The 13,019-nt window shown below is 67.9% G+C and carries 12 protein-coding genes and 1 pseudogene; 5 read left to right on the top strand and 8 right to left on the bottom strand.

Annotated elements, in window-relative coordinates; genetic code table 11:
• Positions 1–33 precede the first annotated feature (33 nt).
• The 4 genes from rnk to ahpC all read right to left on the bottom strand — a co-directional run bounded on the left by rnk (position 34) and on the right by ahpC (position 4,040).
• Positions 34–465: a nucleoside diphosphate kinase regulator gene (rnk, locus tag ACTHN1_RS07000; RefSeq protein ID WP_440470235.1), complete on the bottom strand. Its 432-nt coding sequence runs from the start codon at positions 463–465 to the stop codon at positions 34–36.
• 121 nt (positions 466–586) lie between these two features.
• Complete coding sequence (gene oxyR / locus ACTHN1_RS06995) at positions 587–1,549, bottom strand: DNA-binding transcriptional regulator OxyR (RefSeq protein ID WP_440470234.1); 963 nt, start codon at positions 1,547–1,549, stop codon at positions 587–589.
• Positions 1,550–1,676: 127 nt separating this feature from the next.
• Positions 1,677–3,263 carry an alkyl hydroperoxide reductase subunit F gene (gene ahpF / locus ACTHN1_RS06990; protein WP_440470233.1) on the bottom strand — a complete coding sequence of 529 codons (1,587 nt, stop codon included), beginning with the start codon at positions 3,261–3,263 and terminating at the stop codon, positions 1,677–1,679.
• Between the two features lie 213 nt (positions 3,264–3,476).
• The gene (ahpC, locus tag ACTHN1_RS06985; RefSeq protein WP_440470232.1) at positions 3,477–4,040 is read right to left on the bottom strand and encodes an alkyl hydroperoxide reductase subunit C; all 564 of its coding nucleotides are present in this window, start codon (positions 4,038–4,040) and stop codon (positions 3,477–3,479) included.
• 257 nt (positions 4,041–4,297) lie between these two features.
• Here ahpC and ACTHN1_RS06980 point away from each other — a divergent pair, with 257 nt between their 5' ends.
• The 4 genes and pseudogenes from ACTHN1_RS06980 to ACTHN1_RS06965 form a co-directional block, all read left to right on the top strand.
• Entirely contained in the window at positions 4,298–7,006 is a 2,709-nt protein-coding gene (locus ACTHN1_RS06980; protein WP_440470231.1) for a M1 family metallopeptidase, read from the top strand.
• A 37-nt stretch (positions 7,007–7,043) separates the two neighbouring features.
• Positions 7,044–7,895 carry a peptide chain release factor N(5)-glutamine methyltransferase gene (gene prmC / locus ACTHN1_RS06975; RefSeq protein ID WP_440470230.1) on the top strand — a complete coding sequence of 284 codons (852 nt, stop codon included), beginning with the start codon at positions 7,044–7,046 and terminating at the stop codon, positions 7,893–7,895.
• 68 nt (positions 7,896–7,963) lie between these two features.
• Positions 7,964–8,905, top strand: coding sequence for a prolyl aminopeptidase (pip, locus tag ACTHN1_RS06970; RefSeq protein WP_440470229.1), 942 nt, complete (start codon positions 7,964–7,966; stop codon positions 8,903–8,905).
• A 69-nt stretch (positions 8,906–8,974) separates the two neighbouring features.
• A pseudogene (locus ACTHN1_RS06965) lies at positions 8,975–9,193 on the top strand (alkylphosphonate utilization protein); the annotation flags it as partial.
• A 109-nt stretch (positions 9,194–9,302) separates the two neighbouring features.
• On the opposite strand, the gene ACTHN1_RS06960 reads toward ACTHN1_RS06965, so the two are convergent.
• Entirely contained in the window at positions 9,303–9,785 is a 483-nt protein-coding gene (locus tag ACTHN1_RS06960; RefSeq protein ID WP_440470228.1) for a multidrug/biocide efflux PACE transporter, read from the bottom strand.
• Between the two features lie 87 nt (positions 9,786–9,872).
• Here ACTHN1_RS06960 and ACTHN1_RS06955 point away from each other — a divergent pair, with 87 nt between their 5' ends.
• Positions 9,873–10,751: a LysR family transcriptional regulator gene (locus ACTHN1_RS06955; RefSeq protein WP_440470227.1), complete on the top strand. Its 879-nt coding sequence runs from the start codon at positions 9,873–9,875 to the stop codon at positions 10,749–10,751.
• 10 nt (positions 10,752–10,761) lie between these two features.
• Here ACTHN1_RS06955 and ACTHN1_RS06950 read toward each other — a convergent pair whose 3' ends face one another.
• From ACTHN1_RS06950 to ACTHN1_RS06940, 3 genes are all read right to left on the bottom strand, one after another.
• Entirely contained in the window at positions 10,762–11,328 is a 567-nt protein-coding gene (locus tag ACTHN1_RS06950) for an NUDIX hydrolase (protein WP_440470226.1), read from the bottom strand.
• A gap of 71 nt (positions 11,329–11,399) precedes the next feature.
• The gene (locus tag ACTHN1_RS06945; protein ID WP_440470225.1) at positions 11,400–12,320 is read right to left on the bottom strand and encodes a 5'-3' exonuclease; all 921 of its coding nucleotides are present in this window, start codon (positions 12,318–12,320) and stop codon (positions 11,400–11,402) included.
• Positions 12,310–12,894, bottom strand: coding sequence for a nitroreductase family protein (locus tag ACTHN1_RS06940; protein ID WP_440470224.1), 585 nt, complete (start codon positions 12,892–12,894; stop codon positions 12,310–12,312). The genes ACTHN1_RS06945 and ACTHN1_RS06940 overlap by 11 nt, the downstream gene beginning before the upstream one ends.
• Positions 12,895–13,019: the final 125 nt, after the last annotated feature.

Here is a 13,019-nt window from a genome sequence, read left to right as displayed (position 1 = left end):
CAGTATGCCTCGCGCCGCCCGCCAGTTCAGCGTTCAACGATGGAATTCGCCGTTTGCTTCGGGCTGGTAGCGAATGCCGGTGACCCGCAGGCGCAGGTGGCGGCCGCCGGGTGCCTGCCAGTCGATGGTCTGGCCCACCGACAGACCCAGCAGGGCGCTGCCGACCGGTGCCAGCACCGAGACGTAGCCCTTGTCGACATTGGCTTCGTTCGGATAGACCAGGGTCAGGTTGTGATCCTCGCCGGTCAGCTCATCGACGCAGTCGATGGTGGAGTGCATCGTGACGACGCCTTCCGGAACCTGTTCCGGAGGCAGCACTTCGGCGCGGTTGAGTTCGTTCATCAGGGCCACCGCGGCCGGCAGCCGGCGCAGGGCGGGGGAATCGAGCAGGGCTTCCAGCCGGTTGAAATCGCGGCTGGAAATGATCAACGAAGGCGGCAGGCCGCTGGTATGCGCAGTACTCATGGGGTCCTCTTTTTCAGGTGTGCAACAAGGAAATGGGCGCCGCGTTTCCGCGCCGCCCATCCGGGTTTGGTTTGTTGGCTTACCGTAGCCGGTTGCCCGTCCGGGTTCAAGCCGGGAGCGTTCAGCCGGCGCGACTGGCGGACAACTGGCCGGCGCGCGTTGCGGGCATGTTCACGTCGACAGCCGGATCGAACAGCGATGCCGGCAGTTCGCGGAATACCTTGGCCAGCTCCTGCAGGAATCCGGCCATCGCGGAACTGCGACGCCAGACCAGCGCGATCCGGCGGCTGGGATGCGAATCGCTGAAGCCGAGCAGGTGGATGTTGTCCGAACGCGCCACCGGCGGCTTGACCGCCAGCGTGGGCAACAGGGTGATGCCCACGTTCGCCGCCACCATCTGCCGCAGCGTTTCCAGGCTGGTCGCGCGGAACTCGGATTTCTCGTTGGCGCCGGAGATCCGGCAGACGTCCAGCGCCTGTTCGCGCAGGCAGTGGCCGTCCTCCAGCAGCAGCAACTGCTGGTTGGACAGTTCGCCCAGCGACAGCGAATCGCGTGAGGCCAGCGGGTGCGCTTCGGGGACCGCGAGCAGGAACGGTTCCTCGAACAGGAATTCGGTGTGCAGCTGATCATCCTGCAGCGGCAGCGCGAGCAGGCCGGCATCGAGCTTGCCTTCGCGCAGGCGCGACAGCAGCACGTCGCTCTTCTCCTCGACCAGCAGCAGCTCCAGTTGCGGGAAGCGCGCGCGGATGCGCGGCACCACGTGCGGCAGCAGATAGGGGCCGAGGGTCGGGAAAATGCCCAGCCGCACCGTGCCGGCTTCCGGATCCTGGCTGCGCCGCGCGGCTTCCTTCATCTGCTCCACTTCCGCCACGATCCGGCGCGCGCGCTCGGCGGCGTCGCGTCCGGCCGGGGTCAGCATGACCTTGCGCGGCGCGCGTTCGACCAGCGGCACGCCCAGTTCGTCCTCCAGCTTCTTGATCTGGGTGGACAGGGTGGGCTGGCTGACGAAGCAGGCCGCCGCCGCATGGCCGAAATGCTTGTGGTCGGCCAGGGCCACCAGGTACTTCAGGTCGCGCAGGTTCATCCGGGACATTCCGTTGGGAAACCGGTGGGCGGGTCCCTCCGCGTGGACGCGGCGGGCTCATCCACCCAGAGAGTACGCCCTTCCGGGGACGCGGATGCGTCCCCGGAGGCGATGGAGCGGGACCGGGTCAGGCGCTGACGGCTTCTTCCGGCGCCTCGACCGGGGCGGAGGTGCGGATGAGATGGTCGAACGCGCTCAGCGCGGCCTTGGATCCCTCGCCCATGGCGATGACGATCTGCTTGTACGGCACGGTGGTCGCATCGCCGGCGGCGAACACGCCCGGCACCGAGGTGCGGCCATGCGCGTCGACTTCGATTTCACCCCGCGGCGAAAGGGCCACGGTGCCCTTCAGCCACTCGGTGTTGGGCAGCAGGCCGATCTGGACGAACACGCCTTCCAGTTCGATGCGATGGCTGTCGCCGCCCGCGCGATCCTTGTACACCAGGCCGGTGACCTTGCTGCCGTCGCCCTGCACCTCGGTGGTCTGCGCGCTGGTGACGATGCGCACGTTGGGCAGGCTGCGCAGCTTGCGCTGCAGGACTTCGTCGGCACGCAGCTTGTCGTCGAACTCGATCAGGGTCACGTGGCTGACGATGCCGGCCAGATCGATGGCCGCCTCGACGCCGGAGTTGCCGCCGCCGATCACCGCCACCCGCTTGCCCTTGAACAGCGGACCGTCGCAGTGCGGGCAGTACGCCACGCCCTTGTTGCGGTACTGATCCTCGCCGGGGACGTTCATCTGCCGCCAGCGCGCGCCGGTGGACAGGATCACGGTCCTGGCCTTGAGCGAGGCGCCGTTGGCCAGTTGCACCTGGATCAGATCCTTGCCGGGCACCAGCTTCTCCGCGCGCTGCAGGTTCATCACGTCGACGCTGTAGTCCTTGACGTGCTGTTCCAGCGCAGCGGCCAGCTTGGGGCCTTCGGTGTAGGGCACCGAGATGAAGTTCTCGATGGCCATCGTGTCCAGCACCTGGCCGCCGAAACGCTCGGCCGCCACGCCGGTGCGGATGCCCTTGCGCGCGGCGTAGATGGCCGCGGCGGCGCCGGCGGGGCCGCCGCCGATCACCAGCACGTCATAGGGCGCCTTGGCCTTGATCTTTTCGGCCTCGCGCGACGCCGAGCCGGTATCGAGCTTGGCGACGATCTCCTCCACGCCCATGCGGCCGGCGCCGAACACCTGGCCATTGAGGAAGATGGTCGGGACCGACATCACCTCGCGCGCGTCGACTTCCTGCTGGAACAGCGCGCCGTCGATGGCCACGTGGCGGATGTTCGGGTTCAGCACGCTCATCAGGTTCAGCGCCTGCACCACGTCCGGGCAGTTCTGGCACGACAGCGAGAAATAGGTCTCGAAGCTGTATTCACCGTCCAGGCCGCGGATCTGCTCGATCACGTCCTGTCCCAGCTTCGACGGATGCCCGCCGACCTGCAGCAGCGCCAGCACCAGCGAGGTGAACTCGTGGCCCAGCGGCAGGCCGGCGAAGCGCAGATGGATGTCCTGGCCCGGCGTGCCCAGCGCGAACGAAGGCTTGCGCTCGTCGTCGTCGCGGGATTCGGTCACGCTGATCCGATCCGACAGCGACACCAGGTCGGCCAGCAGCGCCTGCAGTTCCTTCGACGATTCGCCATCGTCCAGCGACGCCGTGATCACGATCGGCCGGGTGACCTTTTCCAGGTAGGCCTTGAGCTGGGTCTTGAGGTTCGCGTCCAACATGCGGGGACTCCTTGGTGGGCGGAGGGAAGAACACGGGTGCGGTCGGGGAGACCGCAAGGGCGTTTGCAGTAGCGGCCTGGGCCGGAGGGAGGGAGCCAGGGAGAGAGGACTGGCGCGGCGCAGGCCGCTGGTGCAAACGTCCGTCTGCGGGGGAAGCGCCCGGGCGTACGCCCGGGCGCCGTTACAGCGCGTACAGCAGGTACTGCGTGGAAATCAGATCTTGCCGACCAGGTCCAGCGACGGAGCGATGGTCTTGGCGCCTTCCTTCCACTTGGCCGGGCAGACCTGGCCGGGGTTGTTGGCGACGAACTGCGCGGCCTTCAGCTTGCGCAGGGTCTCCGACACGTCACGGGCGATGGCGTTGTCGTGGATTTCCAGGGTCTTGATCACGCCTTCCGGGTTGATGATGAAGGTGCCACGCAGGGCCAGGCCTTCTTCCTCGATGTGCACGCCGAACGCGCGGGTCAGCTGGTGGGTCGGATCGCCGACCAGCGGGAACTGGGCCTTGCCCACCGCCGGGGAGGTCTCGTGCCACACCTTGTGCGAGAAATGGGTATCCGTGGTGACGATGTACACCTCGGCGCCCGCCTTCTGGAACTCGGCGTAGTTGTCGGCCGCGTCTTCCACTTCGGTCGGGCAATTGAAGGTGAAAGCGGCCGGCATGAAGATGAGCACGGACCACTTGCCCTTCAGGGTGGCGTCGCTGACTTCGACGAATTCGCCGGCGTGGAACGCGGTGGCCTTGAACGGCTGGACTTGGGTGTTGATCAGGGACATCAGGTTTCCTCTTGAAGATTGCGGAGGGACAGGGGTGAAGCGACGGAAGAGAGGTTAATAGGCGTAGCCTAATCAATCCAATGGATTGATAAGATTGTATCAATAGATTTCATCTATCGATTGCCGCAGTCAGCTTCCGTTTCGATATGGGGCCTCGATGGCTGCGGGCCAAGTCACGGGCGACCGGTACTTTCGGCAGGGGGGCGGCCGCGGCGCCGGGTCGTAAGTTCGAAGGCTTTCCACTGTGGGGATTGGACATGACCGTATTGCGTCGCAGCGCCCTGGCGTGTGCTCTGTTGCTGGCGGCCTCGCTGCCCGGGTTCGCGGCCGAGCCGGCACAGGTCGTCCCCAAGGGGCCGCTGCCGCGCACGGTGGTGCCCTCACTGGTGAACCTGGAGCTGAGGCTGGACCCGCGCCAGGAACGCTTCAGCGGCACCACCCGCATCGATGCCGAGGTCAAGGAAGCCACCCGCGTCCTGTGGATGCATGGCCGCGACCTCGACATCCGGCAGGCCATCGCGATCCTCCCCGACGGACGCCGGCTCAAGCTGGCGGCCGAATCGGCCGACGTGTCGGGCGTGCTCAGGTTGACCGCCGCCGAGTCGATCCCCGCCGGCAAGGCGGTGCTGGAAATCGTCTTCGAAGCGCCGTACGGACAACTGCAGGGCGCCTACCGGGTCAAGCCCGATGGCCGTGATTACGTGGTCACCCAGATGGAGCCGCTGGGCGCGCGCAACACCTTCCCGGGTTTCGACGAACCCAGCTTCAAGCAACCCTGGGACATCACCCTGATCGTGCCGGAGCAGGACGTCGCGGTCGCCAACAGCCGCGAGCTCAAGACCGAATCACTGGGCAACGGCTGGAAGAAGGTCACCTTCGCGCGCACCGAGGCGCTGCCCAGCTACCTGATCGCGTTCGCGGTCGGTCCGTGGGACGTGCCGAAGGGGCCGGACATTCCGGCCACCGCCATCCGCGACACGCCGATCACCCTGCGCGGCGTCGCCGCGCACGGGCAGGGCGAGCGCATGCGCTACACGCTGGACAACACGCCGGTGATCGTCACCCAACTGGAGGAGTACTTCGGCACGCCGTATCCGTTCGACAAGCTGGACAATGTCGCCGCGCCGGATTTCTGGGCCGGCGCGATGGAGAACGCCGGGCTGATCGTCTACCGCGACACCCTGATGTTCCCGGACGAGAAATCCACCCCGCGCGAGCGCCAGGCGTACTGGGGCGTCAGCGCGCACGAGCTGGCGCACCAGTGGTTCGGCGATCTGGTGACGATGAAGTGGTGGGACGACCTCTGGCTCAACGAAGCCTTCGCCACCTGGATGGGCACCAAGATCACCGGCCAGCTGCAACCGGGTTTCCATGCCGACCGCGGTCTGCTGGAAGGTGCGCTGGAAGCGATGGGTGAGGACAGCCTGGTCAGCACGCGCCGGGTGCACGAGCCGATCAATGACTTCACCGAAATCCAGTCGGCCTTCGACGGCATCACCTACCAGAAGGGCGGCGCGGTGCTGTCGATGTTCGAGACCTACATCGGCGAAACCGCGTTCCGCGACGGCATCCGCAGCTACCTGAAAGCGCATGCGCGCGGCAACGCGACCAGCGGCGACCTGATCGCCGCGGTGGCGGCGCAGAGCAAGGATCCGGCCGGCGTGGATCGCGCGTTCAAGAGTTTCATCGACCAGCCGGGCGTGCCGTACGTGAAGGTGGACGTGGACTGCGCGGGCAAGACGCCGTCGCTCAGACTCCAGCAGCACCGCTACCTGCCATTGGGATCCGCCGCCAGCGCCAACCAGACCTGGGGCATGCCGTTCTGCGTGCGCTACCAGGACGGCGATCAGGTTCGTTCCGAATGCAGCCTGGTCGAACAGGCCACCACCACCCTGCCGTTGACCCAGGCCAGGAGCTGTCCGGCGTGGGTGATGCCGAACGCGCACGGCAACGGTTACTACCGGTTCGCGCTGGATGCCCGGGCCGCCACGCAGTTGGCGGGCGCGTTCGCGCAACTGGACGAACGCGAGCAGCGCGTCTATGCGGATTCGCTGGAAGCGGCGTTCAAGGCCGGCAGCATCGATGCGGCCGGTTATCTGGCCGGCGTGCCGCAACTGGCGGCGGCCGAGGTGCGCCAGACCGCGACCGCGCCGATGGCGCAGCTGACCTGGATGAAGGAGTACCTGGCCCAGGACGACGCACAGAAGGCCGCCGTGGCCGCCTATGCTCGCAAGACCTATGGCCCGCGCCTGCAGGCTTTGGGCCTGGAACCCAAGCCGGGCGAAAGCGACGACACCCGGATCCTGCGCCGTACCCTGATCGGCTTCCTCTACCGCACCGGCGAAAGCCCGGAACTGCGCGAGGAACTGGTGCGTCGCGGCCGCGCGGTCATCGGCCAGAAGGCCGACGGCAGCGCCGGCACCGGCAAGCTGGATGCGGAAGCGGTGCCGCGTGATCTGCGCGCGGTATCGCTGGCCGCCGTCGCCCGCGCCGGAGACGCGGCCACGTTCGATCTGCTGGAGAAGCACCTGCGCGCGACCCAGGATGCGGCGATCCGCACCGAACTGCTGGAAGCGCTGGGCAACATGAGCGCGCCGCCGCTGGCCGAACGCGCCCGCGCCTTCATCCTGGAAAAGGGACTGCTGCGCCGGAACGAACTGGCGCCCCTGCTGATGCCGCAGATGGAAGAGGAGCAGGCGCGTCCGGCCCTGCGCCAGTGGGTCGATACCCATTTCAAGACCCTGGAAGCCTCGCTGGCCCCGGCCGGCGCGCGGCTGGTTTCGGTCTACGGCGCGGGCATGTGCAGCAAGCAGGAAGCGTCGGATCTGCTGTCCCGCTTCGGCGAACGCATGAAGACCGTCGAGGGCGGTCCGCGCGCGCTGAAGCAGGAGGCGGAGAACATCGGCCTGTGCGCCGAGCTGCGCGACGCGCAGCGGGTCAAGGGCTTCGGCGGCGCTTTGCAGTAAGCTGCCCGCCCGCGCTGGGCGGGTCGCAGGTTTCGTGATGGGCAGTTCCGGACAATCCGATGTCAGCCAATGCCTGTCGCGCGCGATCGGCCGTCTTCCCGCCGAAGACGGCCGCCACGTGGCCGAGCACCTGTTGTCGCACGCGCTGGGCCGGGACCGCGCCTGGCTGTTCGCGCATGCGCGGGATTCATTGGACGCGGAAGACGTCGCGCGCTTCGAGGCGCTGCTGGAACGGCGCATCGCCGGCGAGCCGGTCGCCTACCTGACCGGGCGGCGCGGTTTCTGGACGCTGGATCTGGCGGTCGGTCCCGACACCTTGATTCCACGCCCGGAAACCGAACTGCTGGTGGAGCTGGCGCTCGCGCGACTGCCGGCCGGACAAGCGCTGGACGTGGCCGATCTCGGCACCGGCAGTGGCGCGATCGCGCTGGCCGTGGCCAGCGAGCGGCCCAGGGCGCGGGTAACCGCCACCGACGCCAGCGCGGGTGCGCTGGCGATGGCCGAGCGCAATGCGCGCGAGCACGGCATCGACAATGTCCGCTTCCTGCGCGGCGACTGGTGGCAACCGCTCGCGGGCGGGCATTTCGATCTGGTGGCGAGCAATCCGCCGTATATCGCCGAAGGCGATCCCCATCTCCAGCAGGGGGATCTGCGAAGCGAGCCCATGTCCGCGCTCGCGTCGGGCGTCGATGGCCTGGATGCCATCCGCGTCATCGTCGGCGACGCGTCGCGTCACCTGCGCGTGGGCGGCTGGCTGCTGCTGGAACATGGCTGGGACCAGGGGGCGGCGATTCGCGAGCTGCTGCGACGGGCCGGTTTCGACGAAGTCGCCACGGAACAGGATCTGGAGGCGCGCGATCGCGTCACCCTGGGCCGCTGGCCGGGTTGAACCCGCGCGCGGAAGCGGGCACCAGCCGCGCCGGTTAGAATGGGCGCCTGTTTTCCGCGGAAATCGCCATGCGCACGCTCTATCCGGACATCGAACCGTACGACACCGGCACATTGAAGGTCGACGACCGCCACACGCTGTACTACGAGCAGTGCGGCAATCCGGACGGCAAGCCGGTGATCCTGCTGCATGGCGGTCCCGGCGGCGGCTGCAGCCCGAAGATGCGGCGTTTCCATGATCCGGCCAGGTACCGGATCATCCTGTTCGATCAGCGTGGCTCGGGCCGTTCGACGCCGCATGCCGATCTGGTCGACAACACCACCTGGGATCTGGTCGCCGACATCGAGCGGCTGCGCGAACGGCTGGGCGTCGAGCGCTGGCAGGTGTTCGGCGGCAGCTGGGGTTCGACGCTGGCGCTGGCCTACGCCGAAACCCATCCCCGACGCGTCACCGAACTGGTCCTGCGCGGCATCTTCATGCTGCGCCGCTGGGAACTGGAGTGGTTCTACCAGGAAGGCGCGTCGCGGCTGTTCCCGGATGCGTGGGAACACTATCTGGCGGCGATTCCGCCGGTCGAGCGCCACGACCTGATTTCCGCCTACCACCGCCGCCTGACCTCCGACGATCACGCGGTGCGGCTGGCGGCCGCGCGCGCGTGGAGCGTGTGGGAAGGCGCGACCAGCTTCCTGCGGGTGGACCAGGATTTCGTCAGCGGCCACGAGGACGCCGAGTTCGCGCTGGCGTTCGCGCGCATCGAGAACCATTACTTCGTCAATGGCGGTTTCTTCGAGGTCGAGGATCAACTGCTGCGGGACGCTTCGCGCATCGCCGACATTCCCGGCGTCATCGTGCACGGCCGCTACGACGTGGTGTGCCCGGTGGCCAATGCGTGGGAACTGCACAAGGCCTGGCCGAAGGGGCGCCTGGAGATCACGCCGACCTCGGGCCATTCCGCGTTCGAGGAAGAGAACATCGACGCGCTGGTTCGGGCCACCGATGCATTCGCCTGATTTGCCCCGTCTGGGGTGTGTTGCCGGCGGGCCGATGCCCGCCTTTGGAGAAGAAAGATGTCGCAAGAAGAAGAAATCGTGGTCAAGGACAGCAACGGCGCCGTGCTCGCCAACGGCGACTCGGTGACGCTGATCAAGGACCTGAAAGTGAAGGGCACCTCGGTGACGCTCAAGCGCGGCACCCTGGTCAAGAACATCCGCCTGACCGACGACGAGGAACTCATCGAATGCAACGTCGACAAGGTCAAGGGGCTGGTGCTGCGCACCGAGTTCCTCAAGAAGGCCTGAGCCGGCGTTTCCGTCCGGCCGGGCACATCGTTGCCCGCTACGGCGGTCAGCCCGGAAACAGAAACCCGCGCCGTGATGGCGCGGGTTTTTTCTTGCGTTTCCGATTGGCTTACAGCCGGCCGCGGGCGTCGGCGGTCTCCAGGGAAGCCTCCGCATCGCGCGCCAGCCAGCGGACCCGCAGCACGTCGTAGGCCCAGTTGAAGCCCAGCGTGTAGGGCAGGAAGAACAGCAGCAGGCCGATGTCGAGGACGAAGGCCTGCACCAGGCCGATCGACAGCCACCACGCGGCCAGCGGAACGGTCGCCACGATCAGCCCCAGTTCGAACAGCAGGGCATGCACGACGCGGACCTTCGCGCCGCGGCTGAAGCCGAGGTGCCGCTGGGCGCGATCGAAGGCCGCGTTGAAGGCCATGTTCCAGAGCATCGCCAGCGTCGACACCGCCAGGGTCAGCGCGCCGGTGTGGACCAGCGACTTGTCCAGCAGCCAGGCCAGCGCCGGCGCGGACAGGGCGATCGCCAGGCCTTCGAAGGCCAGCGCATGGAGGATGCGTTCCTTCAGGCTTTTCTCGGGGGTGGTGTGATTCGGGTTCATGGCGAAGCTCTTGCAAAAACAGCGTGCGGCCATTTTCATCGGCTGATAGGATGGAATGAAGTTGGTACCCATCGGTAAAACCGATATATGAATCCTTCCCCTGAATCCCTGCAGGCCTTCGCCCAGGCCGTGGCGCTGGGCTCGTTCAGCGCGGCGGCCCGCCGGCTGGGCAAGAGCCAGTCCACGGTCAGCGAGGCCATCGCCCGGCTGGAAATCGACCTGGGAGTCACCCTGTTCGACCGATCCGGCCGGCAACCCCGGCTGACCGAGGCGGGACAGGTGCTGCTGGGCCGGGTGGAGCAGGTGCTGGCCGCCTCCGACCGGCTCCAGCGGGTGGCGGTGGAACTGGCCGGCGGACGCGAGGCGCGGGTGACCCTGGCGCTTTCGGACGCCTACCAGTCCGCGGGCTACGAGGCGCTGCTGGCGGAAATGGATCGCCGCTACCCGGACCTGGAGTTCGAGTGCCTGCTGGCCGAACGCGAGGATCTGATCGAACTGGTCGACGAGGGGCGCGCCACCCTGGCGCTGCTGGCCGCGCGCGAGCACTACGCGCCGGAACTGGGCTGGGCGACGGTGGCCGAGCGGGCCGAGCTTGGCCTGTTCGTCGCCCTGGACCATCCCTTGGCGCGATTGCCCCGGGCGCGGATCGAGGATCTGGCCGGCTGGCGCTCGCTGGCGCTGAGCACGGTCGGGCGGCCGGAAGCGGTGGACGACGCGCTGCCCGCCGGCGACGGCCGCTGGACCGCGCCGAACTACCTGCTGCTGCTGGAAATGGCGGTGCACGGTTTCGGCTGGGCCGAACTGCCGCGCTGGCTGGTCAATGGCTATGCCGGCGGGAGGTTGCAGGAATTGAGGATGCCCGGCTGGCCGCGCACGCAGGCGGTGGACATCATCTGGTCGCGCCGGCGACCGCTGGGGCCCGCCGCCAGCTGGATGCTGGAACGCCTGCTGGCCGAACCGTCGTGAACGGGCGCGCCTAGGCGCGCGGGGTGCCGTCGAGTTCGTGCTCGATCATCCACAGCCCCGCCCAGAGCTTGGCGTCCAGTTCGTACCCCTCGCGCAGCTTCGCGGTCAGCCAGGCCGCAGCCTGGTTGCGCGGAATCTCGTGCACGGTGATGTTTTCGTCGCCATCGCCGCCGCCCGGGCCGACCTTGCGCAGGCCGGTCGCGCGCACGAAGGCCACCTTCTCGCTGCTGCTGCCGGAGGAGGTGGGGCCAATCAGCAGGACCTCGGCGTGATCCGCGGTCCAGCCGGTTTCCTCCTCCAGCTCGCGGATGGCGGAGACTTCGATGGATTCATCCGCATGGATGTCGCCGACCAGCCCAGCCGGCATCTCGATGGTGTTGGCCTGCAACGGCACCCGGAACTGTTCGACGAACAGCACCCGGTCGTCGGGCGTCACCGCGATGATGATCGCGGCCAGGCCGCCGCTGTGCGTGCGCTCGGAGTATTCCCAGGTGCCACGCTCGACCATCCGCAGGTAGCGGCCCTCATAGACGGTGCGGGGCGTGGCGGTCTTGCGGTGTCCGGGGGCGTCATCCATGCCGTGATGCTAACGGCTGGCGATGACGTTTTGTAGCTTGCGGGCCGCGCGGCACGCGGTGACCACGATGATCACAGGGCGGCCGCTTCCAGCAGGCGACGACGCGTCATCGGTCCGAACCGCAGCGTTTCGGACAGGCCCTGCAGCATGTCGCCGTCGGCGACGGCGCGCCCGAAACCGGCTTCCTGCGCGCCCAGCGGCGCATCCAGCGAGATGGTGGTCAGCTGCCGCCACAGCAGTGCATGCTCGCGCTGTTCGCGCAGGCGGGCGGCGATGCCTGCGGCGCCGCGCAGGCGCAGGAACGGCACCTCGTCGATGCGCGCGAGCAGGGCGTCGAGGCTGCCGAAATGCGCGAGCAGCACCGCCGCGCTCTTGGCGCCGATCCCGGTGATGCCGGGGATGTTGTCGACCGCGTCTCCGGCCAGGGCCAGGTAGTCGGCGATCTGCCGCGCTTCCACGCCGTGGCGCGCCTTCACCCCGCTCATGCCCCAGCGCTGGCCGCGGGCGAAGTCCCACTGTTCGTCGTGGTCCCACAGCAACTGCGACAGATCCTTGTCGGCGGAAATGATCACGCCGCGGAAACCGGCGGGACGCGCGCCGTGCAGGGCGCTGCCGATCAGATCGTCGGCTTCGTATTCGTGGTGCGCCAGCACGCTCAACCCCAGCGCGGCGCACAGCGCCTTGCAGTGGCCGAACTGCCGGCGCAGCTCTTCCGGCGCCGGCTCGCGGTTGGCCTTGTAGGCCGGATAGATCCGGTTGCGGAAGCAGCTGTCCAGCGCTTCGTCGAAGGCGATCGCGATGTGCCGGGGACGTTCCCTTTCCAGCAGTTCCAGCATGAAGCGGGCGAAGCCGTGGACCGCATTGGTCGGCCAGCCATCGGCGTCGTGGAATTCGTCCGGCATCGAATGCCAGGCGCGGAACACGTACAGGCTGGCGTCGACCAGATAGAGCGGATGCGCCGGTGCTGGCGCCGGCGCGGCGTCAGCGGCCATCGGGCCGCCATTCGCTGAGCAGGGCGGCCGCATCCGGCCGTTCCCGCTCGGGGGCTTCCAGCCGCGGCGTGCCGATGTGGATGAAGCCGACGATGCGCTCGTTGGCCGCCAGGCCCAGCAGTTCCGCCACGGCGTCGTCGTAGGCCATCCATCCGGTCAGCCACTGCGCGCCGAAACCCAGCGCCTGCGCGGCCTGCAGCAGGGCGAAGCAGACACTGCCGGCGGTCAGCAACTGCTCCTGTTCCGGCACCTTGTGGCCGGGGGTCAGCCGGGCGATCACGGTGACGATGTCGGGTGCGTGGGAAAACCGGGCGCGATCCTTCTCCACCGCCGCGGAAGGCGCCTCCGGATCCCGGGCCAGGGTGCGTTCGGCCAGGGCGTCGCCCAGCGCCAGGCGGGCGTCGCCGGTGATGTGCAGGAACCGGAACGGCACCAGTTTGCCGTGGTCGGGAACGCGGACCGCCGACTGCAGCAGGCGCCGCAGGGTGGCCGGGTCGGGGCCGGGTTCGCCCAACTGGCGCGAAGGCACCGAGCGGCGATGGTCTAGGAACTGGAGGGGGGAGGCGGCGGACATGCCGGCAAGTTTAACTTGTCATTCCCGTTGCACCGCGCCAAAGTGCCGATCTGGTCACGCCCGGTTCGCACTGGATTTCCTACGATGTGTGAGTCGCCTGACCTTATAAGGTCTCTTGCAACTTT

The organism is Pseudoxanthomonas sp., assembly GCF_051953815.1.
In the GTDB taxonomy this organism is placed as follows: domain Bacteria; phylum Pseudomonadota; class Gammaproteobacteria; order Xanthomonadales; family Xanthomonadaceae; genus Pseudoxanthomonas_A.
This window is presented reverse-complemented; position numbering and strand designations above follow the sequence as displayed.